Source organism: Paracoccus sp. NIOT.M2S5SZ12, from assembly GCF_057748165.1.
On record NZ_JBYLFR010000008.1, the window covers coordinates 104,550 to 129,921 of the forward strand.

Annotated in this window: 21 protein-coding genes; 11 read left to right on the forward strand and 10 right to left on the reverse strand. The window is 69.6% G+C overall.

Going from position 1 to position 25,372, the window contains the following annotated elements; all coding sequences use genetic code 11:
- Window position 1: 1 nt before the first annotated feature.
- Window positions 2-427, reverse strand: a complete 426-nt coding sequence (locus AC2SGK_RS09330; RefSeq protein WP_411838736.1) for a PaaI family thioesterase — start codon at window positions 425-427, stop codon at window positions 2-4.
- Between the two features lie 158 nt (window positions 428-585).
- On the opposite strand from AC2SGK_RS09330, the gene AC2SGK_RS09335 reads away from it, so the two are divergent.
- The 11 genes from AC2SGK_RS09335 to AC2SGK_RS09385 all read left to right on the forward strand — a co-directional run bounded on the left by AC2SGK_RS09335 (window position 586) and on the right by AC2SGK_RS09385 (window position 13,058).
- Window positions 586-963 carry a MerR family transcriptional regulator gene (locus AC2SGK_RS09335; protein ID WP_488323296.1) on the forward strand — a complete coding sequence of 126 codons (378 nt, stop codon included), beginning with the start codon at window positions 586-588 and terminating at the stop codon, window positions 961-963.
- Between the two features lie 107 nt (window positions 964-1,070).
- On the forward strand, window positions 1,071-1,463 hold the full coding sequence (locus AC2SGK_RS09340) for a MerR family transcriptional regulator (RefSeq protein ID WP_488323297.1): 393 nt from the start codon (window positions 1,071-1,073) through the stop codon (window positions 1,461-1,463).
- Between the two features lie 11 nt (window positions 1,464-1,474).
- Window positions 1,475-3,253 carry an acyl-CoA dehydrogenase C-terminal domain-containing protein gene (locus AC2SGK_RS09345; RefSeq protein WP_488323298.1) on the forward strand — a complete coding sequence of 593 codons (1,779 nt, stop codon included), beginning with the start codon at window positions 1,475-1,477 and terminating at the stop codon, window positions 3,251-3,253.
- Window positions 3,254-3,562: 309 nt separating this feature from the next.
- The gene (locus AC2SGK_RS09350) at window positions 3,563-4,774 is read left to right on the forward strand and encodes an acetyl-CoA C-acetyltransferase (RefSeq protein WP_488323299.1); all 1,212 of its coding nucleotides are present in this window, start codon (window positions 3,563-3,565) and stop codon (window positions 4,772-4,774) included.
- On the forward strand, window positions 4,774-5,244 hold the full coding sequence (locus AC2SGK_RS09355; protein WP_488323300.1) for a cupin domain-containing protein: 471 nt from the start codon (window positions 4,774-4,776) through the stop codon (window positions 5,242-5,244). Before AC2SGK_RS09350 ends, AC2SGK_RS09355 begins: the two co-directional genes overlap by 1 nt.
- Complete coding sequence (locus AC2SGK_RS09360) at window positions 5,241-7,427, forward strand: 3-hydroxyacyl-CoA dehydrogenase NAD-binding domain-containing protein (protein WP_488323301.1); 2,187 nt, start codon at window positions 5,241-5,243, stop codon at window positions 7,425-7,427. The genes AC2SGK_RS09355 and AC2SGK_RS09360 overlap by 4 nt, the downstream gene beginning before the upstream one ends.
- A 163-nt stretch (window positions 7,428-7,590) precedes the next feature.
- Window positions 7,591-8,775 carry a toxic anion resistance protein gene (locus AC2SGK_RS09365; RefSeq protein WP_488323302.1) on the forward strand — a complete coding sequence of 395 codons (1,185 nt, stop codon included), beginning with the start codon at window positions 7,591-7,593 and terminating at the stop codon, window positions 8,773-8,775.
- Window positions 8,772-9,791, forward strand: coding sequence for a DUF2927 domain-containing protein (locus AC2SGK_RS09370; protein ID WP_488323303.1), 1,020 nt, complete (start codon window positions 8,772-8,774; stop codon window positions 9,789-9,791). Before AC2SGK_RS09365 ends, AC2SGK_RS09370 begins: the two co-directional genes overlap by 4 nt.
- Before the next feature lie 51 nt (window positions 9,792-9,842).
- Window positions 9,843-10,943, forward strand: a complete 1,101-nt coding sequence (locus AC2SGK_RS09375) for an SPFH domain-containing protein (protein WP_488323304.1) — start codon at window positions 9,843-9,845, stop codon at window positions 10,941-10,943.
- Between the two features lie 12 nt (window positions 10,944-10,955).
- Window positions 10,956-12,122, forward strand: a complete 1,167-nt coding sequence (locus tag AC2SGK_RS09380) for a TFIIB-type zinc ribbon-containing protein (protein WP_488323305.1) — start codon at window positions 10,956-10,958, stop codon at window positions 12,120-12,122.
- A 24-nt stretch (window positions 12,123-12,146) separates the two neighbouring features.
- Window positions 12,147-13,058 (forward strand): carbohydrate kinase family protein, encoded by a 912-nt coding sequence (locus AC2SGK_RS09385; RefSeq protein WP_488323306.1) that lies wholly within the window; start codon window positions 12,147-12,149, stop codon window positions 13,056-13,058.
- A 129-nt stretch (window positions 13,059-13,187) separates the two neighbouring features.
- On the opposite strand, the gene hflX is transcribed toward AC2SGK_RS09385, so the two are convergent.
- From hflX to dusB, 9 genes are all read right to left on the reverse strand, one after another.
- The gene (gene hflX, locus AC2SGK_RS09390; protein ID WP_488323307.1) at window positions 13,188-14,579 is read right to left on the reverse strand and encodes a GTPase HflX; all 1,392 of its coding nucleotides are present in this window, start codon (window positions 14,577-14,579) and stop codon (window positions 13,188-13,190) included.
- 1 nt (window position 14,580) lies between these two features.
- Window positions 14,581-14,814 carry an RNA chaperone Hfq gene (gene hfq / locus AC2SGK_RS09395; protein ID WP_119885907.1) on the reverse strand — a complete coding sequence of 78 codons (234 nt, stop codon included), beginning with the start codon at window positions 14,812-14,814 and terminating at the stop codon, window positions 14,581-14,583.
- A gap of 113 nt (window positions 14,815-14,927) precedes the next feature.
- Window positions 14,928-16,571, reverse strand: a complete 1,644-nt coding sequence (locus AC2SGK_RS09400) for a TrkH family potassium uptake protein (protein WP_488323308.1) — start codon at window positions 16,569-16,571, stop codon at window positions 14,928-14,930.
- Window positions 16,571-17,947, reverse strand: coding sequence for a Trk system potassium transporter TrkA (gene trkA, locus AC2SGK_RS09405; RefSeq protein ID WP_488323309.1), 1,377 nt, complete (start codon window positions 17,945-17,947; stop codon window positions 16,571-16,573). The genes AC2SGK_RS09400 and trkA overlap by 1 nt, the downstream gene beginning before the upstream one ends.
- 63 nt (window positions 17,948-18,010) lie before the next feature.
- Window positions 18,011-19,402, reverse strand: a complete 1,392-nt coding sequence (gene ntrX / locus AC2SGK_RS09410) for a nitrogen assimilation response regulator NtrX (protein WP_488323310.1) — start codon at window positions 19,400-19,402, stop codon at window positions 18,011-18,013.
- Entirely contained in the window at window positions 19,399-21,660 is a 2,262-nt protein-coding gene (locus tag AC2SGK_RS09415) for a sensor histidine kinase NtrY-like (protein ID WP_488323311.1), read from the reverse strand. Before AC2SGK_RS09415 ends, ntrX begins: the two co-directional genes overlap by 4 nt.
- 73 nt (window positions 21,661-21,733) lie before the next feature.
- The gene (locus AC2SGK_RS09420) at window positions 21,734-23,179 is read right to left on the reverse strand and encodes a response regulator (protein ID WP_488323312.1); all 1,446 of its coding nucleotides are present in this window, start codon (window positions 23,177-23,179) and stop codon (window positions 21,734-21,736) included.
- A 12-nt stretch (window positions 23,180-23,191) separates the two neighbouring features.
- Window positions 23,192-24,304 carry a two-component system sensor histidine kinase NtrB gene (locus AC2SGK_RS09425; RefSeq protein WP_488323313.1) on the reverse strand — a complete coding sequence of 371 codons (1,113 nt, stop codon included), beginning with the start codon at window positions 24,302-24,304 and terminating at the stop codon, window positions 23,192-23,194.
- Window positions 24,301-25,302 (reverse strand): tRNA dihydrouridine synthase DusB, encoded by a 1,002-nt coding sequence (gene dusB, locus AC2SGK_RS09430; protein WP_488323314.1) that lies wholly within the window; start codon window positions 25,300-25,302, stop codon window positions 24,301-24,303. Before dusB ends, AC2SGK_RS09425 begins: the two co-directional genes overlap by 4 nt.
- Window positions 25,303-25,372: the final 70 nt, after the last annotated feature.

Sequence of the window (25,372 nt, forward strand, 5' to 3'; positions counted from 1 at the left end):
ATCAGCGCTCCGCCGTGAAGGCACCGGTGGCCGAGGCCACGGGGTTGGCCTCGTCCTCGTCCAGGGCCACGGCGCGCAGGAAGGCCACGCTGCGGGTCATGTGATAGCATTCGGCCCGCGCGGTGATGCGCTGCCCCGGCGTCGCGGCCCGCATGTAGTCGATGCGCAGATCGATCGTCGCGGTCGAACGCGGGTTCGTCGGATGCGCCATCACCGCCGCCCCGCAGCAGGTGTCCATCAGCGCCGAGACGACCCCGCCATGGATGACACCGGTGCGCGGATCGCCGACCAGATGCTCGGCCCAGGGCATGCTGATGACCGCACGGCCCTGCCCGATCTCATCGACGCGCATGCCCAGGGCGCGGGCGTGGGGGATCGCCTCGATGAACTGCTGGGCGATGCGGGCGTGATCGGTCGGGTCGGTCATCGGGGCCATCCTTGCTGGGCCGGGTGCGCACCCGGCCGCCTTGCCACTCGGTAGCGTCCCGCGCGCATCCGGCGCAACCCCGGCCCGCGCGATTCGGTTGAGAAAGCATGCGGCTGTGCTTAGGTTGACGCAAAGGGAAATCGTGCAGGAGGCCACGGGTGACCGAGGACCGGATCAGTTTCAAGGAGATGTGCGCGCGCTTCGACGTGACGCCGCGCACGCTGCGCTATTACGAATACATCGAGCTGCTGGCCCCCCGGAAGGAGGGGCGCGCGCGCTTCTACGGCCCGCGCGAGGTGGCGCGGATGACGCTGATCCTGCGCGGCCGCCGCTTCGGCTTCAGCCTGGAGGAGATCCGCCAGTGGCTGCAGATCTATGACAGACAGGGCTCGCGCGAGCAGTATCAGGTCTGGATCGACATGGCCGACCGTCAGCTGGCCGTGCTGGACGGGCAGATCGCCGAGCTGACCGCCGCGCGGGCCGATCTGGACCAGCTGCGCCGCACCACAGTCGAAGAGTTGGACCGCATGTCGTGACGCGGCGGCAGCCCCCGCCGTGACGCCGCGTCCTGCTTACGTTTGCGTCAACTTGGGGTTATGGTGGGTTGAGGACGGAAAGCCGGTTTGAGGAGGAGCCGCACCCCATGTCCGACGATCTGATGACCATCCGGCAGATGTGCGACGCCTTCGACGTCACGCCGCGCACGCTGCGCTTCTACGAGGCGCGCGAGCTGATCTTTCCGCAGCGCCGCGGGCAGCACCGGCTCTATGACCGGCGCGACCGGGCGCGGCTGACGCTGATCCTGCGCGGCAAGCGCTTCGGCTTCAGTCTGGAGCAGATCCGCCAGCTGCTGGAACTCTATGAGCCGGGCGGCGGCAACCGCGCCCAGATCGCGGCCACCATCGCGGTGGGCCACGACCGCCTGGCCGACATGGAGCGTCATTACGCCGAACTGCGCGAGGCGATCGCCGACCTTCGGAGCCAGATCGAGGACGCCCGGACCCGGCTTTCCGCAGCCCCCACCGAACAGCCGTAGAGGATATCGACATGCCGACCTACACGCCCCCGATCCGCGACCTGCAGTTCGTCCTGCACGATGTTCTGAACCTGTCGCAAACCGACCTGCCCGGCCATGACGAGCTGGCCCCCGACTTCACCGAGGCCGTGCTGGAGGCCGCGGGCAAGCTGTCCTCCGAGGTGCTGGCGCCGCTGAACCTGTCCGGCGACCAGGAGGGCTGCGTGCTGGAGAACGGTGTCGTGCGCACCCCCAAGGGCTTCCGCGAGGCCTTCGAGCAGGTCAAGGAAGGCGGCTGGACCGCGCTGGACTGCGACCCCGAATATGGCGGCCAGGGCATGCCCTACACGATGGGCGTGGCCACCGGAGAGATGTTCGTGTCGGCCAACATGGCCTTCAACATGTATCAGGGCCTGACCCACGGCGCCTATTCCGCGATCCACGCCCACGGCACCGACGACCAGAAGCGGACCTGGCTGCCCAAGATGGTCAGCTGCGACTGGACCGGCACGATGAACCTGACCGAGCCCCATTGCGGCACCGATCTGGGCCTCTTGCGCACCAAGGCGGAACCGCAGGATGACGGCAGCTACCTGATCACGGGCCAGAAGATCTTCATTTCGGCCGGCGATCACGACATGGCCGAGAACGTGGTCCATCTGGTCCTGGCCAAGGCGCCGGGCGGCGGCGAGGGCACCAAGGGCATCAGCCTGTTCATCGTGCCGAAGTTCCTGGTGAACGCGGACGGCTCTCTGGGCGACCGCAACGGCGTGTCCGTGGGCGCGCTGGAGCACAAGATGGGCATCCACGGCAACGCTACCTGCGTGATGAACTATGACGGAGCCAAGGGCTGGCTCTTGGGCGACCTGCACAAGGGCATGCGCGCCATGTTCACCATGATGAACGAGGCGCGTCTGGGCGTGGGCCTGCAGGGCTATGCCGCGGCGGTGCCCGCCTATCAGAATGCGCTGGCCTATGCCAAGGACCGCCTTCAGGGCCGTGCGGTGACCGGCGCGCAGAATCCGCAGGGCGCCGCCGATCCGCTGATCGTGCATCCCGACATCCGCCGCAGCCTGCTGGACCAGAAGAGCTTCATTGAGGGCGCTCGTGCGCTGGCGCTGTGGGGCGCACATCTGATCGACCGCGGCCACTTGGCCGGCGACAAGGACGCCGAGGGGCTGGTGTCGCTGATGACGCCGGTCATCAAGGGCTTCCTGACCGACAAGGGCTTCGAGGCGACGGTGCTGGCCCAGCAGGTCTTCGGCGGCCACGGCTATGTCGAGGAATGGGGCATGAGCCAGTTCGTCCGCGACGCCCGCATCACCATGATCTACGAAGGCGCGAACGGCGTGCAGGCGCTGGACCTGGTCGGCCGCAAGCTGGCCCAGGACGGCGGCAAGCATGTCATGGCCTTTTTCGACATGGTGAAATCCTTCTGCAAGGAGCAGTCCGGCAACGAGGCCCTGGCCGCCGACTTCATCGACCCGCTGAAGGCCGCGTCCAAGGACCTGCAGGCGGCGTCGATGTTCTTCATGGAACGCGGAATGAAGAACCCGAACGACGCGCTGTCGGGCAGCTACGACTTCATGCACCTGTTCGGCCACGTCACGCTGGGCTTCATGTGGGCGCGCATGGCGGTCGCGGCACGCAAGGCGCTGGAGGAAGGCGCCGGCGATCAGGCGTTCTACAAGACCAAGCTGGCCACGGGACGCTACTACATGAAGCGTCAGCTGCCGATGACGGCCACACACCTGGCCCGCATCCAATCCGGCGCGGCCACCGTGATGGAGCTGGAAGCGGAGGCGTTCTGATCCCTTGTCGAGCCCGCGCGACCGTCGCGCGGGCCGATGATCCGGATGCCTCCGGCGGGGATATTTGAGTGAAGAAGAAGCATCCCCGGCCCGCGCGCGGCCATCGGCATCATGCGCGGACCGGGGACTTCTCCTTCAGCGGTCATCGGCTTCCCAGCCTGTCCCGCACCCGCCAGCTTCAGGGCGAATCGTTGAGAAAGGGTTAACCCGCCCCTTCTTCTTCATGAAAATATCCCGCGGGGGGTCCGGGGGGCGCGAAGCCCCCCGGCCGTTTCGGCCCGGCGCCATCCGGGCGATCTAGGAGGAACCATGACCGACGCATTCATCTATGACGCAGCGCGCACTCCGCGCGGCAAAGGCCGCCCCGACGGCAGCCTGCACGAGGTCACGTCGCTGGCCCTGTCCGCCCGCCTGCTGAACGCCGTCAAGGCGCGCAACGGCATTGAAGGCCATGCGGTCGAGGATGTGATCTGGGGCAACGTTACCCAGGTCAAGGAGCAGGGCGGCTGTCTCGCGCGCAGCGCCGTTCTGGCCTCGGACCTGGACGAGCGCATCCCGGGCCTGTCGATCAACCGCTTCTGCGCCAGCGGCATGGAGGCCGTGAACCTGGCCGCCAACCAGATTAAGGGCGGCGCGGGCCAGGCCTATATCGCCGGCGGGGTCGAGATGATGGGCCGCGTCGCCATGGGCAGCGACGGCGCCGCCATTGCCGTCGATCCCAGCCTGGCGATGAAGTCCTATTTCGTGCCGCAGGGCATCAGCGCCGACATCATCGCGACCGAATACGGCTTCACCCGCGCCGATGCCGACGCCCTGGCGCTGGAAAGCCAGCGCCGCGCGGCGCAGGCCTGGGCCGAAGGTCGCTTTGCAAAGTCCATCGTCCCCGTTCTGGACCAGAACGGCCTGACGATCCTGGACCGCGACGAATACATGCGCCCCGGCACCACGGCGGATGACCTGGCAAAGCTGAAGCCCGCCTTCAAGGAGATGGGCGAGATGATGCCCGGCTTCGACAAGGTCGCGCTGCTGAAATATCCGCATCTGACCCATATCGACCACATCCACCATGCCGGGAACTCCTCGGGCATCGTGGACGGGGCGGCGGCCGTGCTGATCGGGAACGCGGAATTCGGCCGCACCCATTGCCTCAAGCCGCGCGCCCGCATCCGCGCCACCGCCAAGATCGGCACCGATCCCACGATCATGCTGACCGGCCCGGTGCCCGTGACCGAGAAGATCCTGAAGGACAGCGGCATGGCCATCGGCGACATCGACCTGTTCGAGGTCAACGAGGCCTTCGCCTCGGTCGTGCTGCGCTTCATGCAGGCCTTCAACGTCGATCATTCCAAGGTCAACGTGAACGGCGGCTCCATCGCGATGGGGCACCCCCTGGGCGCCACCGGCGCGATCATCATCGGCACCCTGCTGGACGAGCTTGAGCGCCAGGACAAGCAGGTCGGCCTGGCCACCCTGTGCATCGCGTCCGGCATGGGCGCGGCCACGATCATCGAACGCGTCTGATGACCGTGCTGCGCAAGGACAACGTGGCGCTGACCGAGGGGGTGTCGGACTATCCGGCCCCCTTCGGCCTGGGCCGCGGCCACCTGCACTATCGCCACCTGACCGAGGTCGGCGGGCTGACGCAATTCGGCATCGCGCTGGAGACGCTGCATCCGGGCCGGCAGTCCAGCCAGCCGCATTGGGAAAGCCACGAGGACGAGTTCCTCTATCTGCTGGAGGGCAGCCTGACCGTCATCGAGGACGGCGTAGAGACCGTGCTGCATCCGGGCGACGCCTGCGCGTGGAAGGCGGGCGATCCGGTCGCCCATTGCCTGCGCAACCACACCGGCGCGCCCGCCACCTATCTGATCGCGGGCAGCCGGGACCCCCGGAACACCTGCCATTACCCCGGACTGGACCTGCTGGACACGCCGCAGGGCTATACGCATCTGGACGGAACCCCCTATCCGACCGAGGGAGAGAGAACATGACCGATTTCACGATGGAGAAGGGCGCCGACGGCGTCGCGATCATCACCTGGGACGTGCCGGGCAAGTCGATGAACGTGCTGTCGATGGACGGCGCGACCGCCCTGGGCGGGCTGATCGACGACGCGCTGGCCGACGAGACCGTCAAGGGCATCGTCATCACCAGCGGCAAGAAGGACTTCGCCGCCGGGATGGACCTCAAGGTCATCGCGGGCATGAAGGACGCGAACGGCGCGCAGGGCGTCTTCGACGGCGTCATGACGCTGCATCACCTGCTGCGCAAAATCGAACTGGCGGGGATGGACCCCAAGACCAAGAAGGGCGGCAAGCCGATCGCGGCCGCCCTGCCCGGCACCGCGCTCGGCATCGGGCTGGAGCTGCCGCTGGCGACTCATCGCATCTTTGCCGCAGACAACCCCAAGGCCAAGATCGGCCTGCCCGAGATCATGGTCGGCATCTTCCCCGGCGCGGGCGGCACGACGCGTCTGGCCCGCAAGCTGGGCGCGATGATGGCCGCGCCCTTCCTGCTGGAGGGCAAGCTGTCGGACCCGAAGAAGGCCAAGGCCGCCGGTCTGATCGACGAGGTCGTGGAGGACCCGCTGGCCGCCGCCAGGGCCTGGGTGCTGTCGGCGACCGATGCCGACATCGTCAAGCCCTGGGACGCCAAAGGCTACAAGATGCCCGGAGGAGAGCCGTTCCATCCGGCGGGCTTCATGACCTTCGTCGGCGCCTCCGCGATGGTGCATGGCAAGACGATGGGCGTCTATCCGGCGGCCAAGGCGCTGCTGTCGGCGGTCTACGAGGGGGCGCAGGTGCCCTTCGACCAAGCGCTGAGGATCGAGGCGCGCTGGTTCACGCATGTGCTGATGAACCCGTCCTCCACCGCGATGATCCGCAGCCTGTTCATCAATAAGGAGGCCCTGGAGAAGGGCGCGAACCGCCCCGAGGCACCCGACCAGTCCGTCCGCAAGGTCGGCATCCTGGGCGCGGGCATGATGGGCGCGGGCATCGCCTATGTCAGCGCCATGGCCGGGATCGAGGTCGTGCTGATCGACGCCGCGCAGGAGAGCGCGGACCGCGGCAAGGCCTATTCGACGGGCCTTCTGGACAAGGCCATCAGCCGCAAGAGGGCGACCGAGGAGAAGAAGGCCGAGGTTCTGGCCCGCATCACCGCCACGACCGATTACGCGGCCCTTGAGGGTTGCGATCTGATCGTCGAGGCGGTCTTCGAGGACCCGTCGGTCAAGGCCGAGGTGACGAAGAAGGCCGAAGCCGTGATCCCGTCCGGTGCGATCTTTGCCACCAACACCTCGACCCTTCCGATCAGCGACTTGGCGCGTGCCAGCGCGCGGCCCGAGCAGTTCATCGGCATCCACTTCTTCAGCCCGGTGGACAAGATGGCGCTGGTCGAGATCATCAAGGGCAAACAGACCGGCCCGGTGGCCGTCGCCAAGGCCCTGGATTTCGTGCGCCAGATCCGCAAGACCCCCATCGTCGTCAACGACGAGCGGTTCTTCTATGCCAACCGCTGCATCATCCCCTACATCAACGAGGGGATCCGCATGGTGGCCGAGGGCGTGAACCCCACGCTGATCGAGAACGCCGCCAAGATGATGGGCATGCCGCTCGGTCCGCTGCAGCTGGTCGATGAGACCTCGATCGACCTGGGCGTCAAGATCGCCAAGGCCACCAAGGCCGCGATGGGCGACGCCTATCCCGACGACGCGGTCGACGCGGTGCTGTTCTGGATGGCCGATCAGGGCCGCATGGGCCGCAAGTCGAAATCGGGCTTCTACGCGTATGACGAGGCGGGCAAGCGGCAGGGCCTGTGGGAGGGTCTGGACGCGCGCTTCCCGCGTGCCGACGACCAGCCCACGCTGGAGGACGTCCAGCACCGCCTGATGTTCGCGCAGACCCTGGAGGCCGTGCGCGCGCTGGAGGAGGGCGTGTTGGAGGATATCCGCGAGGGCGACGTGGGCGCGATTCTGGGCTGGGGCTATGCGCCCTGGTCGGGCGGGCCGTTCGGCTGGCTGGACATCCTGGGCGCGGACCGGGCGGTCGCCATCTGCGACGACCTGACGGCGCGCTTCGGCGCCCGCTTCACCGCGCCGCGGATGCTGCGCGAGATGGCCGACCGGGGCGATGCCTTCTATGCCCCCGCCCGCTCGGACAGCCGCGTGGCATGACCGTTCCGGATGGGCCGCGCTTGTGGCCCATCCGCACCACCCCCTGTGGCCGCCCCGACACCGGGTGAAACTTTCCGCACCGCTTCCCGTTGAACGGGCGGAAATTCGCCATATTCTGCGGTCGGGCCCAATGCCTTCGCGGGCCTGACCAAGGGGACGATTGATGAGTGACGAGACGAAACGCCGCGCCGAGGCCGCCCAGGCCCAGATCGACGCGCTGACGGGGCAGACGCTGCCCGATCCCGCACCCGAACCCCGCGACCTCTCCGATGCCGACCCCAGGACGCAGGCCGCGATCCGCGCCCGCATGGCCGAGATCGACCTGAAGGACAGCCAGTCCATCCTGCGCTTCGGCACCCGCGCCCAGGCCGACCTGCAGCAGATCAGCCAGGCGATGCTGTCCGACGTCAAGACGAAGGAGGTCGGCCCCGCCGGCGACAGCCTGCGCGAGGTCGTGACCACGATCCGCGGATTCTCCACCACCGAGCTGGACATGCGCCGCAGCCGCAGCTGGTGGGAGAAGCTGCTGGGCCGATCCGCCCCCTTCGCCAAGTTCGTCGCCAATTACGAACAGGTGCAGACCCAGATCGACCGCATCACGGCCGAACTGGAGGGCCATGAGCAGAAGCTGCTGAAGGACATCCGGTCGCTGGACATGCTCTACGACCGCACGCTGGCCTTCTATGACGAGCTGGCGCTCTACATCGCGGCGGGCACCGAGAAGCTGGCCGAGCTGGACCGCGAGACCATCCCCGCCAAGGAAGCCGAACTGGCCGCCCGCCCCGAGCCCGATCAGCTGATCGAGGCGCAGGAGCTGCGCGACCTGCGCACGCTGCGCGACGATCTGGAGCGGCGCGTCCACGACCTGAAGCTGACGCGGCAGGTGACCATGCAGTCGCTGCCCTCGATCCGGCTGGTCCAGGAGAACGACAAGTCGCTGGTCACCAAGATCAACTCGACCCTGGTGAACACCGTGCCGCTGTGGGAGACGCAGCTCGCCCAGGCCGTCACCATCCAGCGCAGCGCCGAGGCCGCCCGCGCGGTCAAGGAGGCGGGCGATCTGACCAACGAGCTGCTGACCCGTAACGCCGACAACCTGCGCGCCGCCAACGCCCAGATCCGCACCCAGACCGAGCGCGGCGTCTTCGACATCCAGGCGGTGCAGACCGCCAACGCCCAGCTGATCGCGACCATCGAGGACAGCCTGCGCATTGCCGACGAAGGCCGCACGCGCCGCGCCGCCGCCGAGACCGAGCTGACCCGAATGGAGGCCGAGCTGCGCGATGCGCTGGCCTCGGCCACGTCGCGTCAGGACGCGATCCCCGGCCCGCAGGGACGCGGCCGATGAGGGGCGCGCCCCTTCTCGCGGCCGCGGCCGCACTGATGCTGGCCGCCTGCGCCCAGACCGCCGCGCCGCCGACCGTCGCGGGCGACCGCCCCTTGGCCCGCCCCGTGGCAGCCGATGCCGCCGCCGACCGCCAGGCCGAGCTGCGCCGCGCGCGTGCCGAACGCAACCGCGCCGCCAATGCCGCCGCAGCCCAAACCGTCGCGGCCCCCAGCCCGGCCAGCCAGTCGCAGCGCGACCTCTATGCCGCGAACGAACGCCGCCTGGTCGCACAGGGCCGCCTGCGCCGCGACCGGGTGCCCATGGATGCGCCGATCGACGCCGACACGCTGACGCGCAACTTCATGGCCATCGCGCTGCGCGACGAATACAGCCACACCGCCGGTGGGCTGGAACCCGAGAGCCGCAGCGCGCCGCTGCGCCGCTGGCAGGAGCGGGTGCGGATGCAGCTGGAGTTCGGCGCCTCGACCGACATGGCCTCGCGCCCGGCCTGGCGCTCCGAGATCGCGGATTTCGCAGGACGCCTGTCCGCGACCACCCGCCACCCCGTATCGCTGACCGCCGAGGGCGGCAACTTTACCATCTTGGTCCTGAATGAGGATGAACGACGCGCCATCGGCCCGCGGCTGAGCGCGCTGGTGCCGGGGATCCCTGCGCGTGACGTGGCGCTGGTCACCGATCTGCCCGCCTCGATCAGCTGCGCGGTCTTTGCCTATTCGAACGGCGCGGCGCCGGACTATTCCCGCGCCGTGGCGGTGATCCGGGCCGAGCTGCCGCCGCTGCTGCGCAGCTCCTGCATCCATGAGGAGCTGGCCCAGGGCATGGGCCTGGCCAATGACAGTCCCGCCGCGCGCCCGTCGATCTTCAACGACGACGAGGAGTTCGCCCTGCTGACCCGGCATGACGAGCTGCTGCTGCAGATCCTCTACGACCCCCGCCTGCGCCCCGGCATGAGCGATGCCGAGGCCGCCCCCATCGTCCGCCGCATCGCCGCCGAACTGCTGGGCGAGAGCGCTTGAACCGTCCCCCCGCCCGCCCCTAGACTGGGGCGGGATCAGCTGGGGAAAGCCATGTCCATCTTCGACATCCTGGGCGGAGAGTTCATCGAGATCATCGAATGGACCTCGGACGACCGCGACACGATGGTCTGGCGCTTCGAGACGGTCGGGCGCGCGATCAAGTACGGCGCCAAGCTGACCGTCCGCGAGGGTCAGGCCGCGGTCTTCGTCCATGAGGGACAGCTGGCCGACGTGTTCCAGCCCGGCCTCTACCTCTTGGAGACGAACAACCTGCCGGTGCTGACGCGGCTGCAGCACTGGGACCACGGCTTCCGCAGCCCGTTCAAGTCCGAGATCTACTTCATCGACACCACGCGCTTCAACGACCTGAAATGGGGCACGCGCAACCCGATCATCGCGCGTGATCCGGAGTTCGGCCCGGTGCGGCTGCGCGCCTTCGGGACCTACGCGATGCGGGTCGGCGACCCCGCGCGCTTCGTGTCCGAGATCGTGGGCACCGACGGCGACTTCACCCGCGACGAGATCACCTTCCAGATCCGCAACGTGATCGTGCAGGAGTTCTCGCGCGCCATCGCCGCCTCCGACATCCCGGTCCTGGACATGGCCGCCAACACCGATCAGCTGGGCGCGCTGGTCGCCAAGGCCATCGCCCCGGTGATCGAGGCCTATGGCCTGGTCCTGCCGGAATTCTACATCGAGAACATCAGCCTGCCCGCCGAGGTCGAGGCGATGCTGGACAAGCGCACCAGCATGGGGATCATCGGCGATCTGGACCGCTTCGGGCAGTACGCCGCCTCCGAGGCCATGCTGGCCGCCGCCCGCAACGACGGCGGCGCGGGCGCCGGCATGGGCGCCGCGATGGGTGCCGCCATGGGGGCCACGATGCGCGGGCCCTGGGGCGCGGTCCCGCAGGCCGCCGCCGCAACGCCCCCGCCCCTGCCCGACACGGGCGCGACGCGCTGGCACGTGGCCATCGACGGCGCGGCCGCGGGACCCTTCCCGCAATCCGATCTGGCGCGGCTGGTCGCCGACGGGCGGCTGACCCCCGCCACGCTGGTCTGGACCGAAGGGCAGCAGAGCTGGCAGCAGGCCGGACAGGTCCCGGCGCTGGCCCAGGTCCTGGGTGCCACGCCCCCGCCCCTGCCCCGCTGATCCGGGCCGCGCATGATCCCGGCCGAACACCGCTTTCCCTGCGGCCAGTGCGGGGCCAGCCTGACCTTCCAGCCCGGCCAGCGGGAGCTGGTCTGCGACTGGTGCGGCCATCGCCAGACCATCGGTCCCGGCCCCGCCCGCGCCCCCGGGCGGCAGCCCGACGACAGCGGCGACGACCCGGCGTTGCAATGGGGTGACGGCAAACGCCCGCCCGGGGCCGCGCTGCGCGAGATTCCGCTGGAACAGGGCCTCGACCTCTATCGCGGCGCGCCCGAGATCGTGCAGACCGTCCGCACCCTCTCCTGCCCCAATTGCGGCGCGCAGGTCGACCTGGATGCCGACCACCACGCGGGCGCCTGCCCATTCTGCGCGACGCCCGTCGTCACCGATACCGGCCCCACCCGGCGCATCCGGCCGCAGGGCGTGGTGCCCTTCGCGCTGACCGAGGCGCAGGCGCGGGCGGCGATGACCGCCTGGCTGGGCCGGTTGTGGTTCGCGCCATCGGGCCTGACGGCCTATGCGCGCAAGGACCGGCGGCTGGCGGGGGTCTATTCGCCCTTCTGGACCTTCGATGCCGACAGCCAAAGCCGCTATCACGGCCAGCGGGGCGATGCCTATTACGTCACGGTCCAGGACAGGCGCACCGTGAACGGGCGCAGCGAAAGCTTCACCCGGCAGGAGCGCCGCATCCGCTGGACGCCGGTCGCGGGTCAGGTGGCGCGGCAGTTCAACGACGTGGTGATCCCTGCCTCCACGGCGCTGCCGCCCGCTTTCTCCGAGGCGATGAAGCCGTGGGACCTGTCCGCGCTGGCCGATTACGACCCGGCCTTCCTGTCGGGCTTTCAGGCCGAGGGCTATACCGTCGCCCTGTCGGATGGCCATGCCGCCGCGCGGCGGCAGATGGCCCAGGTCATCCATCAGGACGCCCGCCGCAGCATCGGCGGCGCCGAACAGCGCGTCGAGCATGTCGAAAGCCGCTTCGCGAACGAGACCTTCAAGCATGTGCTGCTGCCGATCTGGGCCGCCGCCTATCGCTACAACGGGAAAAGCTACCGCTTCTTGGTGAACGGCCAGACCGGCGCGGTGATGGGGGAACGCCCCTGGTCGGCGTGGAAAATCGCCGCCGCCGCCGCCGTGGCGCTGGTAGCGTTAGCAGCCATCCTGTATCTCAGCCGCTAGGGACCGAACGGAAGGGAGCCGGACATGATCCTCTGCGCAGGCGAATCGCTGATCGACATGGTGCCGCAGGACGGCACGTTCCGGCCCCTGGCGGGCGGCGCGGTCTACAACACCGCCATCGCGCTTGGCCGGCTCGGTCAGGACACGGGCTATCTGTGGCCGATCAGCCGCGATCCGTTCGGCGACCAGATCCTGCGCCCGCTGGCGGATGCCGGGGTGAACACCGACCTCTGCCCGCGCACCGACCGGCTGACCACGCTGGCCCTGGTGACGCTGACGAACGGCGAGGCGCGCTATTCCTTCTACGACGAGGGCTCGGCCGGGCGGATGCTGCTGCCCGAGGATATCGGGCCGCTGCCCGATGCGGTGACCGCGCTGTTCGCGGGCGGGATCAGCCTGGTGCCCGACCCCTGCGGCGGCACGATCGAGGCGCTGATCGCGCAGCACCACGACCGGCTGCCGGTGATGATCGACCCGAACATCCGGCCTTTCTTCATCACCGATGCGGGCGCCTATCGCGCGCGTCTGGCGCGGCTGCTGCCCATGGCCGACATCGTCAAGCTTTCGGCGGACGATCTGGAATGGCTGCACCCAGACCTGTCCCCTGAGGACGCCGCCCATAAGGTGCTGGAGACCGGCCCGCGACTGGTCCTGCAGACCGGCGGCGAGGCCGGCGCCAAGGCCATCTGGGCCGGAGAGACGGTCCATGCCCCCGCCGTGCGCGCGACCGTGGCGGACACGATCGGCGCGGGCGACACGTTCAACGCGGGCGTACTGGCCTCGCTGGACCGCCAGGGCCTGCTGTCCAAGGACGCCATCGCGGCGATCACCGCCGATCAGATCCACGCGGCGCTGACGCTCGGCGCGCAGGCCGCTGCGGTGACGGTATCCCGCCACGGCGCCAACCCGCCCTGGGCGCATGAGATGTCCGCCTGATTTCGGGGAGGGTCCGGGAGGGGCGCAGCCCCTTCCCGGCCAGGGGGTCGGCCGGTGGGTCGCCACCGGTTCAAGAACCGGCGGCCGACGGGGACTGGCCCCCCGCTGCCGTCGCGCGACGCAACGGGCTCAGTCGGCCGGATGCCACCCACCGCTGCGGGGCTCGTCAGGCTCGTCATTCTCGGCCGGAGCTTCAGTCGTGCCGGTGAAGGCCGCGAATCCCGCTTTCTGCCGCGCCGTCCAGCGCAGCGCCAAGTGCAGCCCGTCCTCGCCCGCCTCCTCGCGCTCGACCACGCCGGCCTCGTGCAGCCAGGCGCGCGCGCGGCCGTCGGCGAAGTCCAGGACCATCCGCTCCTCCAGGCGCGGCTCGTCCAGAACCTCGCCCAGCTGGCGGTCGATGGCCGCGATCAAATCGTCCAGCCCCTCGCCGGTCAGCGCGCTGACCGCCTGCACGCCCTCGGTGCGCGCATCGGTGCGGCGCAGCGCGGCGCGGGTGTCCGCGCCCAAGGCGTCGATCTTGTTCCAGACCTCGATCGCGGCCACGTCCTCGTCCACGCCCAGGCTGTCCAGGATCTCGGCCACGTCATGGGCCTGCTCCTCGGTCTCGGGATGGCTGATGTCGCGGACATGCAGGATCAGATCGGCCTCCAGCACCTCCTCCAGCGTGGCGCGGAAGGCCGCGACCAGCTCGGTCGGCAGGTCGCTGATGAAGCCCACCGTGTCCGACAGGATGATCTTGCGCCCCGAATTGCCCCCCTGCGCATCCGGCAGGCGGATGGCGCGCATGGTCGGGTCCAGCGTCGCGAACAGCATGTCCTTGACGAAGACCTCGGCCCCGGTCAGGCGGTTGAACAGCGTGGATTTCCCGGCGTTGGTATAGCCCACCAGCGCCACGATCGGATAGGGCACCTTGGCGCGGGCCGCGCGATGCAGGCTGCGCGTCTTGACCACCCGCTCCAGCTGGCGGCGCAGGCGGGTCATCTGCTCGTCGATGGCGCGGCGGTCGGCCTCGATCTGCGTCTCTCCGGGACCGCCCACGAAACCCAGGCCGCCGCGCTGACGCTCCAGGTGGGTCCAGGCGCGGACCAGCCGCGTGCGCTGGTAGGACAGCGCCGCCAGCTCGACCTGCAGCACGCCCTCGCGGGTGCGGGCGCGGTCGGCAAAGATCTCCAGGATCAGCCCGGTCCGGTCCAGCAGCTTGACGCCCCAGTCCTTCTCCAGGTTGCGCTGCTGGACGGGCGTCACCGGCCCGTCGATCAGCACCAGCTCGACCTCCAGCGGGTCAAGACGCTCCTTGATCTCGGCCAGCTTGCCCTTGCCGAACAGCTTGCCGGCATTGGGCTCGCGCAGGTTGGCGACCTCGGAGCCGACCATCTCGATCCCCGGCAGGGCCAGGGCCAGCGACACGGCCTCGGCCAGCGCATGCTCGGGCTCGCGCCGCTGCGTGCGGGCGCGGCCCAGATCGGGATGGATCACATAGGCACGGGTCGGCTTGGCTGCGGTCTCCGTCAGTTCGGCCAAATCAATCGTCGCCTTCGTAGAGGGTGATGGGCTGGCCCGGCATGATGGTGCTGATCGCGTGCTTGTACACTAGCTGCGACTGCCCGTCGCGGCGCAGGAGCACGCAGAAATTGTCGAACCAGGTGATGACGCCCTGCAGCTTGACGCCGTTGATCAGGAAGATGGTGACCGGCACCTTGGCCTTGCGGACGTGGTTCAGGAACGCATCCTGCAGGTTCTGCTTGTCGCCAGCCATTTGTTATCGTCCGTTTTTCACTGTCCCTGTCCGTTCAACATCTAAGCCGATGCCGAATCCCATGCAAGCGCGGCGCAATGCGCGACCCGACAGGCACAGCATTTGCGCCACACCTAGCGGCGCCAGAAGTCCGGGCTGAACAGCGCCAGCACCGCCAGCGTCTCGATGCGGCCCAGCACCATGGCGCAGGCGAGGACGGCCTTGGTGAAGTCCGGCAGGCCCGACCAGCCCTCCCACGGGGCCGAGGCGATGCCCGCCGTCCCCTCGAAGGTCGGGGTCAGGGGGATGGCGCTGGCCAGCGGTCCGGCATTGGTCAGCGCGGCGATCGACAGGATGGTCGCGGTCTCGAAAGCGATGGCGTGGATCGAGACCAGCGTCACGACCAGCGCGATGGACACCGCGAACAGCATGAAGAAGATGAAGGCCAGATAGGCCCCCTCGCGGCGCAGCCTGCGCGCGATGCGCCCGCCGCCCGAGACGGAATGGGGGTGGATGATCCGCTCCAGCTCGCGCTGTCCGTGGCGGGCCAGCGCATAGACGCGCAGCAGCTTGACCCCGCCCGCCGTGGTGGCGACCCCGCCCCCCATCAGCGCCAGCCCCGCCAGGATCAGCCCCGGCGCGTCCAGCCCCGACCAGGCCCGCGCATCGGCCCAAGCCACCGAGGTCCAGCCCGTCGTGGTTAGATAGCTCAGCGCGCTGAACAGCCCGCCCCACAGCGCCGACAGCGCCCGGCCGATATCGGCCATGCTCGTCGTGTCGGCGGGGGCGGCCCGGTCGGTCTCGATCGCGCCCAGGAAATGGCGCAGGAACAGCAGCACCGCGACCAGCGCGACCAACCCCGCCGCCATGCGCAGCTCGGGATCCGCGATTAGCCGGTCGGTGGCGCGCAGCTCGGACCCGCCGGGCCAGAAGCGCCGCGACAGGGCCGGGATCAGGAACAGGAACACCAGCATCTCTCCGGCGATGCCAGACGCGACACCCGCCGATCCCAGCACCGGAGAGATGCCCGAGGTGGACAGCGTGCCCATCGCCCGCGTCAGCGCGACGAAGGACGGATCGCCCAGCTTCAGCAGCCCCACCCACAGGATCAGCGTGGCACCCGCGTAAAGAGGCCCGATCTGCAGGGCGGCGCGGCCGAGGCGGCTGGCCGGGTCCGCCAGCTGCGCCTCGAAGCGCGGATCGGACAGGTGCAGGACCGGGCGGTGGGGACTGTCGGAGGGGGGCAGGTGCTGGCGGTATTCCTCGCGGCCGTAGGGGTTCGACATGATCTCGAACCCGCCCACGCGCAGGGGCGCCAGGATTGCGACCGCCGCGACCAGCACGAAGAAGCCGCCCATCCAGCCCACCATCGAGCGCCACAGATGCAGCGGCATGGGCAGCAGGTCCGCCGAATAGAGCGAGGCGCCGGTGGTCGTCAGCGAGGACACCATCTCCCACCAGGCGTTGAAATAGCCGGTATCGGGCTGGCTTTCGGCAAAGGGTACCGCAAGCAGCATCGGCAGCAGGCCATAGACGCCCAGCATCAGCAGCAGCATCTCGCGCGCGCGCTGAGATCGGGGATTCGCCTGCGCAGCCAGCCCGATCAGCCCGCAGAAGATCCCCGTCAGCAGCGCCGCATAGAGAAAATTGCGCGCGATTGCATGATATCCCGTGACCGAGGCATAGGCCGCCGGCCCCAGCATCATCAGCGCCGCCAGCCCGCCAAGCAGCACCAGCACCGGCATGCGCGCCAGAAAACCCGCCACCGCCGCGCCCATCAGAAGAAGTCGATCGAGACCTGCAGCAGGCGCTCGACCTCGGGGACGTCATTCGTCAGGGCAAAGATCAGCACTATGTCGCCCTCGTCGATGCGGGTGTCGGCCAGCGGCTTGACCACCCGGTCGCCCTTGCGCACCGCGCCCAGCAGCGCGCCTTCGGGAAAGTCGATGTCGCGGATGGCGCGGCCGGCCATGGGGCTGGTGGACAGGACCTGCGCCTCCATCACCTCGGCCTCGGCATCGCCGATGGAATAGATGTCGCGCACCCGTCCGTGGCGGATGTGACGCAGGATGGTCGAGACGGTCGTCGATCGCGGATTGATATAGGCGTCGATGTCCAGCGCCCCCATCAGCGGCACCAGCGTGGGATCGTTGATCAGCGCGATGGCCATCTTGGCCCCCGCCTGCTTGGCGCGCACGGATGCCAGGATGTTCGTCTTGTCGTCGTCGGTGACGGCCAGGACCGCGTCGGCCTGGGGCACGGCGGCCTCGTCCAGGATCTCGGCCGACAGGCCGTCGCCGTTCAGCACGATGGTGCGTTCCAGCCGGTCGGCGGCGAATTCGGCCCGGCCGCGGTCGCGTTCGATCAGCTTGGCGCGGATGCGGTCGGGCCGCGCCTCCAGCGCCTGCGCCACCGACAGACCCACATTGCCCGCGCCGATGATGGTCACGCGCTCCTGCTTGCGGGCGGGCTTGCCGAAGATGTCCAGCGTGCGGCCGACATCCTCGATATGGCTGAAGACATAGATCTGGTCATGGGCAAACAGCTGGTCGCCCGGTTCGGGCGCGAAGAGCCGCCCCTTGCGGCGCACACCCGCCACGATGGCGCGCAGGCTGGAGAACAGCTCGGTCAGCTGGCGCAGGGGCGTGTTCAGCGCCGGGCAGTCCGGTTCCAGGTCGATGCCCAGCAGCTGGATCTTGCCGTCCATGAAGGTCTCGACGTCGAAGGTCGAAGGCGCCGACAGGCGCTGCAGCGCGGCCAGCGCCACCTCGCGCTCGGGGCTGATGACCACGTCGATGGGCAGATGCTGGGTGCTGTAGAGGTCGGAATAGATCGCGTCCAGATAGGCGCCCGACCGCAGGCGCGCGATCTTGCGCGGCACCTGGAAGATCGAATGGGCGACCTGGCAGGTGACCATGTTCACCTCGTCGGAATGGGTCGCGGCGATGATCAGGTCGGCGTCGCGCGCGCCCGCCTGGTCCAGCACGTCGGGATGGCTGGCAAAGCCGGTGACGCCCTGCACGTCCAGCGCCTCGGTCGCGCGGCGCACCAGGTCGGGGTTGTTGTCGATGACGGTGACGTCGTTGCGCTCGCCCGACAGATGGCGCGCGATCTGCCAGCCGACCTGCCCCGCGCCGCAGATGATGATCTTCATGGCCCGCCCTTCCTGTCCGCGCCCCCTTGCCTAAGCCGGGCGCGCGGCCCGCGCAAGCGGGGGCTACTTGCCCATCACCATCTCGTCCTCGCCGCGCATGCCGCCGACGACGCCCAAGGATTTCAGCTTGCGGTGCAGCGCGCTGCGCTCCATGCCCACGAACTGCGCTGTGCGGCTGATGTTTCCGCCGAAGCGGTTGATCTGGGCGACCAGGTATTCGCGCTCGAACAGCTCGCGCGCCTCGCGCAGCGCCATGGCGGTGACCGCGGGCCCCAGGCTCAGCGTGTCGCTGTTGTCGGGGGTGGCGCCCTGCGGCTCCAGCTCGGCCGGCTGGATCGGGCCGTGCGTCTCGGCCAGGATCAGCACCCGCTCGATCACGTTGCGCAGCTGGCGGATGTTGCCGGGCCAGCGCATGGATTGCAGCGCCGCGACCGTGTCCTCGGGCAGGTCGCGCGGGGTCAGGCCCTGGCTGCGGTGGAACTGCGCGATGAAGTGGCGCGCCAGCACCGCGATGTCGTCGCGCCGGTCGGCCAGCGACGGCACCGCGATGGGCACCACGTTCAGCCGGTCGAACAGCTCCTGCCGGAAGCGCCCGGCCGCGATCTCGGCCACCAGGTCGCGGTTGGTCGAGGACAGCACACGCAGATCGACGCGCACCTTGTCCGCGCCGCCCGCGCGCACGAACTGCTGTTCGGTCAGCACGCGCAGGATCTTGGGCTGGGTGCCCATGGGCATGTCGCCCACCTCGTCGAAATAGATGATGCCGCCATGGGCCTGCTCCAGCAAGCCCGGCTCGATGCCGCGCTCGGGGGTCTCGCGGCCGAACAGCACCTCCTCCATGCGCTCGGGCTCGATCGTGGCGCAGGGGACGGTGACGAAGGGCGCGCCCGCGCGGGGGCTGTGCGCGTGGATGTAGCGCGCGGCCATCTCCTTGCCGGTGCCGGGCTCGCCCGCCAGCATCACCCGGCCGTTCGACCGCGCGACCTTGTCCAGCGCGTCGCGCAGCCGCTTGAAGGCTGCCGACTGGCCCAGCATCTCGGAGGCCCGGTCGCCCCCGCGGCGCAGCGTGCTGTTCTCGCGGCGCAGGCGGCTGGTCTCCATCGCGCGGTTGATGACCACCATCAGCTGATCGATGTTGAAGGGCTTCTCGATGAAGTCGTAGGCCCCCTGCTTGATCGCCGCGACGGCGATCTCGATGTTGCCGTGGCCGGAGATGATGATGACCGGCACGTCGGGGTTGTTGCGCTTGACCTGCTTGAGGATGTCGATGCCGTCCATGCGGCTGTCCTTCAGCCAGATGTCCAGGATCATCAGCGACGGCTCGCGGTCGTTCAGCGCGGCCACCGCCTCGTCGGAATTGGCGGCGGTGCGGGTCTCGAACCCCTCGTCCTTCAGGATGTCCGCGATCAGCTCGCGGATGTCGCGTTCATCATCGACGATCAGGATGTCGCTCATGGTGTCGCCTCGTCTTTTTCTTGTCTGCTTCTTGTCTTGGGCGCGCGGACGGGATGGCGTTCGCGGGGCAGCCGGATCTCGGCCATGGCGCCCCGGCCCTGGGGCGCATCGGTCAGGGAGAGGCTGCCGCCATGCTCCTCGACGATCTTCTTGACGATGGGCAGGCCCAGGCCGGTGCCCTGCGCCTTCAGCGTCACGTAGGGTTCGAACAGGCGCGACCGGTCCGCCGGCAGGCCGGGACCGTTGTCGGTGATGCGGATGCAGACCGCCTCGGGCTCGGCCTCCATGACCACGCCGATCGCCGCGCTCCAGCCCTCGGGCGCATCGCCCGCGACCTCTTCCACGGCCTCGCCCGCGTTCTTCAGCAGGTTCGTCAGGGCCTGGCGCATCATGCCGGGGTCGCAATCCACGATCACCGGCCCCTCGGGGATGTCGCGCGTAACCCGCGCATGCAGCGCGTCCTGCTGCAGCAGCAGGACCTCGCGCAGCAGCGCCGCCATGTCGGTCTCGGCGCGGTCGGGTTCGGGCATGCGGGCAAAGCGGCTGAACTCGTCCACGATGCGACGTAGGTCGTTGGTCTGGCGGATGATCACCTCGGTGTACTGATCCAGCGCGGCGCGGTCGCCTTCGGGGGCCAGCGGGCCGAACTTGCGGCGCAGGCGTTCGGCTGACAGCTGGATGGGCGTCAGCGGGTTCTTGATCTCATGGGCCACCCGGCGCGCCACGTCGCCCCAGGCCGCCATGCGCTGCGCGCTGACCAGCTCGGTCACGTCGTCGAAGGCCACCACATAACCCTCCAGCGCGCCGTCCACGCCGCGCCGGACCGCCATGCGCACCAGCAGGCTCTCGACCCGGCCCTCGCGCATCAGGCGGACCTCGTCCTGGATGGTCTCGGCCACCGAGGCCGAGCGCCGTTCGAACAGCGGCGCGAATTCCGGCACCACCTCGGGCAGCAGCGCGTCGATGTCGCGCTTGGGGTCCAGGCCCAGAAGGCGGCTGGCCGAGCGGTTGACAAAATCGATCTCTCCGGCCGCGTCCAGCCCGATCACCCCCGAGGTGACCGAGGTCAGCACATTGTCGAACAGCCGCCGCTGATCGTCCGACAGCCGGTAGCTCTCGACCAGCTCGGCGCGCTGCGTCTTCAGCTGGCGCGTCATGCGGTTGAAGGCCTGGCCCAGGGTCTGGATCTCGTCGCCGGTGCGGACCTCGGGGACCTGCACGTCCAGATCGCCATGGCCCACCCGGTCGGTCGCCTGCGCCAGAAGGCCGATGGGCCGCGACAGGCGGGAGGCGAACCACAGCCCCAGCCAGATCGCGGCCGCAACCAGAAGCAGCGCGAAGCCCAGATAGACCAGCGAGAATTCCAGCAGCACCTGAGAGCGCATCTCCTCCAGCTGCTTGTAGTCGCCCGCCGTGGCGCGCGTGTCGTCCACCAGCCCCAAGAGGTCGCCGTCCACGTCCCGCGTCACGTAGAGATAGCGGTCGGCGAGGGGCGGCAGCGCCACCAGCGCGCGGAACTCGTCGTTGCCCCAATCCTCGATCAGGGTCAGGCCGTCGGCCTGCGCACGGTCCAGCTGATCGCTGGTCGGGGCCTCGTACCAGAACAGATAGCTGCGCTCGCCCCGCGCGCGGATCTCTCCGGCGCCGTTGATGATGTAGGCCTCGCGCAGGCCGCGCTGGATCAGCCCCTGCCCCTGCGCCAGAAGCTGGCGCATCTCGCCATCCTCGATCAGCGGGTTGGCGCGCCCGGCCTGGGTCAGCACGCCGGCCAGCGCGCGCGCATCCTCGGTCAGGTCGCTGCGGTGCTCGGCGTGATAGGCCTCGGCCGCGGCCTGGGAGGTGGTGACGACCTGCTGCACCCGGTCCGAGAACCAGCCCTCCAGCCCGATATTGACCAGGAAGCCCGCGAACAGCGCCACCAGCACCGTGGGCACCAGCGCCAGCCCCGCAAAGATCGCGACCAGCCGCGCATGCAGGCGAGACGCGGGCGCCGTGCTGCGCCGGGCCGAAATCAGCCGCGCCATGCGCGCGACGATGAAGGCGATCATCACGACCAAGAAGACCAGATCGGCCAAGAGCACCAGTCGCAGCATGTGCCCCGGCTGGCCCCGGCCAAAGGGACCCATCACCGCCAAGGTCGCCGCGGCCAGTACGATGCCGGACAGGACGACCCCCCAGGTCAGCACCCCGCGCCATTGCCGGGGCAGTCGTATCCGGGCCAGCCTGTCCCAGCTGAGCCCCGTTGCCAGGCCTGCCATCAACCCCACCTGCCGTCTTTCGCGGCTTTCGACGTGGGCGCGCGTGTCCTGCGCGCTGCCCCCTGTGGCGGTTTTACATCAGTTTGCGGCGCCGTGTCACCTCGATATTCAACTCGGTCAGTTTCTTGCGCAGCGTATTGCGGTTGATGCCCAGCAGATCGGCGCAGCGCAGCTGGTTTCCGCCGGTCGCATCCAGCGCCACCTGCAGCAGCGGGCGCTCGACCTCGCGCAGGATACGGTCATAGAGGCCCGGCGGCGGCAGAGCGTCGCCATGCAGGTCGAAATAACGCTGCAGATGCGCCTCGACCGAATCCGACAGGCGCGCGCCGACCTGTGGCATGCCGACCACGCTTGCGGTCTCGGGGGCGCGTGCGACCGGGGCTATGGGCGTGGCGGCCTGCACGCGCGGCGCGGATTGCTGGCTCAGCGCCTCGCGCATCTCGGCGGCGCTGATCGCGGGGCCGCTGGCGGTCAGGGCCAGGCGGCGCATCATGTTCTCCAGCTCGCGGACATTGCCCGGGAAGGGATGGGCGCGCAGCATCGCGGCGGCATCGTCCGACAGGCTGCGCTCGGGCAGGCCCTGGGCCGCGGCGCGGGCCAGCAGATGCGCGGCCAGGGGCAGGATGTCGTCCACCCGCGCGCGCAGGGGCGGCACGCTGACCGTCACCCCCGCCAGCCGGTAGTAGAGGTCCGAGCGCAGCCGGCCCGCCGCCATGTCGGCCTGCGGGTCCGACCCGGTGGTGGCGACGATCCGCGGGGCCTGGGCGCGGTCCGGCCCCGCCTCCATCGATTCGATCAGCCCGATCAGCCGGGCCTGCGCGCCTGCGTCGAAGCCCGTCGGATTCTCGATCACGATGGTGCCGCCGCGGGCCTTCTGGGCGGCGCGGGCGATGGCTTCCTCGGTCGCGTCCGACGAGGTCAGGATCGCCAGCCCGCGGTCGCGGCGGTCCGACAGCTCGTGGAAGCTGCGCGCGATGGTCGTCTTGCCGACCCCCGCCTCTCCGGCGATGATGACGGCCAGATCGGCGTTCAGGACCCGCGCGACCATGCGGAACAGCGCCTGCATCGACGGCGCATGCCCGATCAGCGGCATGGCCGGATCGGCGGCCTCGCGCGGGGGGGCCAGCGGCTCGGGGATCGGGTCCGACTTGCGCGGGCGGCGCGCCAGGGCTTGGCCTGCCTTGGCCATCAGGTCGGGCAGATCGAACGGCTTGGGCAGGTATTCGAAGGCCTCGGCCTCGGTCGCGCGGATCGCGGTCACGATGGTGTTCTGGGCCGAGATCACGATGACCGGCAGGTCGGGCCGCGCATCGCGGATGGCCGGAATGCGGTCGATGCCGTTGCCGTCGGGCATCATCACGTCGGTGATGACCAGATCGCCGCGCCCCTCCTCGACCCATTTCAGCAGCTGCGCCAGGCTGCCCGTGGCGTGGACCCGGCAGCCCGCGCGGGTCAGCGCCTGCGTCAGCACTGTGCGGATGGTGCGGTCGTCGTCAGCGATCAGAACGGTGCCGTCCATGATGTCAGGTCCTTATGCCTTGGGCAGGGAGATGCGGAAGACGGTGCGGCCGGGGCGGCTGTCCACCCGGATCAGCGCGCCGTGGTCGGTGATGATCTTGCTGACCAGCGCCAGGCCCAGCCCGGTGCCATTCTCGCGCCCCGAGACGAAGGGCTCGAAGACCTGATCGGCGATGGCGGGCGGAAAGCCCGGGCCGTTGTCCTCGATCTCGATCTGCAGGGGCAGCGGGCGGCCGGTCGGGTCGGCCTCGTCGGGGGGGCGGCGCAGGCCGTGGTCGTAATGGGTGCGCAGCCGGATCGTGCCGCCCGCGCCGCCCGCCAGCGCCTCGGCGGCGTTCTTGACCAAGTTCAGGCAGACCTGCACCAGCTGGTCGGCATCGGCCATCGCCATCGGCAGCGAGGGGTCGTAATCGGTCACCACATGCAGGTCGCGCGCGAAACCGGCCTTGGCCGAGCGGCGCACCTGCTCCAGCACGTCGTGCAGGTTCAGGGGCGCCAGCTTCGGCTCGGACGTGTCGCCGAACCGCTCGACCTGATCCAGGAGCGCCACGATGCGGCGCGATTCGGCGACGATCATCTCGGCCATCTCGCGGTCCTCGGGGGTGGCGTTCATGGCCATCAGCTGCGCCGCGCCGCGGATGCCGGCCAAGGGGTTCTTGATCTCATGGGCCAGCATCTCGGCCATGCCGATGGCCGATCGCGCGGCGCTGCGCACATGGCGCGCCTGATGCAGGCCGTCATCGTCCTGCGGCACGATCAGCAGCGACACCGACCCGCCCGAACCGCCCGCGGGACCGGCATGGACGGCGGCACGCCGCGCCTGATGGTTGCCGGTGCGGTCGCCGATCTCGAACTGGACGCTGGTCTGATAGAGCGCCTCGTCGCTAGCACGCACGCGCGCCAGAAGCGGCCCCAGACCCGGCTGCAGCCGCAGCCGCATCGACATCTCCTCGCCGTCCAGCGCCCGCCCCAGGGTCGAGTTGCGCGACAGGTTCAGCCAGATCTCGGCCGCGTCGTTCATCGCCGCGACCCGCCCGGCATCGTCCAGGATCAGCGCGGGCAGAGGCAGCGCCTCCCATCCCGGTCCGGGCGCGGCCTCGCGGAAATCGGGCGGGCGTGGCGTCATGCGGCCACCCCTTCGGCATCGCCGAAGGCCCGCGAGATCAGCGCCAGCGTGGCGGCGGGGGTCTCGGCGCGCATCATCTGGTCGCGCAGGACCGCACCGTTCGCATCGGCATACCAGCCCAGATGCTTGCGCGCGACGCGCAGGCCCAGCTCGGCGCCATAGAAGTCCAGGATGTCCTCGTAATGCTCGGCCACCAGCTCGGCCAAGGCCGCGCCGCGCGGAACCTCGGGCGCGGGCGTGCCCCACAGCTCATGCGCGATCTGCGCCAGGATCCAAGGTTGCCCCTGCGCGCCGCGACCGACCATGACCGCATCCGCCCCCGACGCGTCCAGCGCGGCCCGCGCGCTGGACGCATCGACCACGTCGCCATTCGCGACCAGAGGCGGGCGCCCCGGCAGCTCGGCCACCGCGCGGATCGCCGACCAGTCGGCCCGGCCCTGGTAGAACTGCGCCCGCGTGCGGCCATGCACGGTCAGCATGGCCACGCCCGCATCGCGCGCCCGCGCCGACAGGTCGGCCGCGTTCAGGCAGTCGTCGTCCCAGCCCAGCCGCATCTTCAGCGTCACCGGCACCGTGACCGCACCCACCACCGCATCGACCAGCGTCATCGCATGGTCCAGATCGCGCATCAGCGCGGCACCCGACAGCCCGCCCGTCACCTTCTTGGCCGGACAGCCCATGTTGATGTCGATGATGCGGGCGCCCATGCCCTGGACGATGCGCGCCGTCTCGGCCATGGGCGCGGCCTCGCGGCCCGCGATCTGAACGCTGACGGGCAGCCGTCCCTCGGTCAGCGCCTTGGCGCGCACCGCCGCGCGGGTCGAGGGGCGGGGCGTCACCATCTCGGTCGAGGCGACCATCTCGGAGACCATCAGGCCCGCGCCGAACCGCGCCACCGCGCGGCGGAAGGGCACGTCGGTGATGCCCGCCATCGGCGCCAGAAAGACCGGCGGTCCAAGGGGCGTGTCGCCAAGCAGGATCGGATCGGGCAATCGCATGGTCTGTTCCTTCACCCTGGGGCCATCGCCCGCAAGAACGGCAGGGGATGGCCGCCCTGCCCATTTCGCG

What these genes read in the sequence shown, in the direction of transcription:
- AC2SGK_RS09400 (WP_488323308.1), bottom strand. Translation starts at nt 16,571, where the DNA reads ATGGGCGCGGCGGTGGCGGGTTTTCTGGCGCGCATGCCGGTGCTGGTG.
- AC2SGK_RS09345 (WP_488323298.1), top strand. Translation starts at nt 1,475, where the DNA reads ATGCCGACCTACACGCCCCCGATCCGCGACCTGCAGTTCGTCCTGCAC.
- AC2SGK_RS09425 (WP_488323313.1), bottom strand. Translation starts at nt 24,304, where the DNA reads ATGACGCCACGCCCGCCCGATTTCCGCGAGGCCGCGCCCGGACCGGGA.
- AC2SGK_RS09415 (WP_488323311.1), bottom strand. Translation starts at nt 21,660, where the DNA reads ATGGCAGGCCTGGCAACGGGGCTCAGCTGGGACAGGCTGGCCCGGATA.
- AC2SGK_RS09360 (WP_488323301.1), top strand. Translation starts at nt 5,241, where the DNA reads ATGACCGATTTCACGATGGAGAAGGGCGCCGACGGCGTCGCGATCATC.
- AC2SGK_RS09380 (WP_488323305.1), top strand. Translation starts at nt 10,956, where the DNA reads ATGATCCCGGCCGAACACCGCTTTCCCTGCGGCCAGTGCGGGGCCAGC.
- AC2SGK_RS09365 (WP_488323302.1), top strand. Translation starts at nt 7,591, where the DNA reads ATGAGTGACGAGACGAAACGCCGCGCCGAGGCCGCCCAGGCCCAGATC.
- AC2SGK_RS09340 (WP_488323297.1), top strand. Translation starts at nt 1,071, where the DNA reads ATGTCCGACGATCTGATGACCATCCGGCAGATGTGCGACGCCTTCGAC.
- AC2SGK_RS09350 (WP_488323299.1), top strand. Translation starts at nt 3,563, where the DNA reads ATGACCGACGCATTCATCTATGACGCAGCGCGCACTCCGCGCGGCAAA.
- AC2SGK_RS09330 (WP_411838736.1), bottom strand. Translation starts at nt 427, where the DNA reads ATGACCGACCCGACCGATCACGCCCGCATCGCCCAGCAGTTCATCGAG.
- AC2SGK_RS09375 (WP_488323304.1), top strand. Translation starts at nt 9,843, where the DNA reads ATGTCCATCTTCGACATCCTGGGCGGAGAGTTCATCGAGATCATCGAA.
- trkA (WP_488323309.1), bottom strand. Translation starts at nt 17,947, where the DNA reads ATGAAGATCATCATCTGCGGCGCGGGGCAGGTCGGCTGGCAGATCGCG.
- ntrX (WP_488323310.1), bottom strand. Translation starts at nt 19,402, where the DNA reads ATGAGCGACATCCTGATCGTCGATGATGAACGCGACATCCGCGAGCTG.
- hfq (WP_119885907.1), bottom strand. Translation starts at nt 14,814, where the DNA reads ATGGCTGGCGACAAGCAGAACCTGCAGGATGCGTTCCTGAACCACGTC.
- AC2SGK_RS09385 (WP_488323306.1), top strand. Translation starts at nt 12,147, where the DNA reads ATGATCCTCTGCGCAGGCGAATCGCTGATCGACATGGTGCCGCAGGAC.
- dusB (WP_488323314.1), bottom strand. Translation starts at nt 25,302, where the DNA reads ATGCGATTGCCCGATCCGATCCTGCTTGGCGACACGCCCCTTGGACCG.
- AC2SGK_RS09355 (WP_488323300.1), top strand. Translation starts at nt 4,774, where the DNA reads ATGACCGTGCTGCGCAAGGACAACGTGGCGCTGACCGAGGGGGTGTCG.
- AC2SGK_RS09370 (WP_488323303.1), top strand. Translation starts at nt 8,772, where the DNA reads ATGAGGGGCGCGCCCCTTCTCGCGGCCGCGGCCGCACTGATGCTGGCC.
- AC2SGK_RS09420 (WP_488323312.1), bottom strand. Translation starts at nt 23,179, where the DNA reads ATGGACGGCACCGTTCTGATCGCTGACGACGACCGCACCATCCGCACA.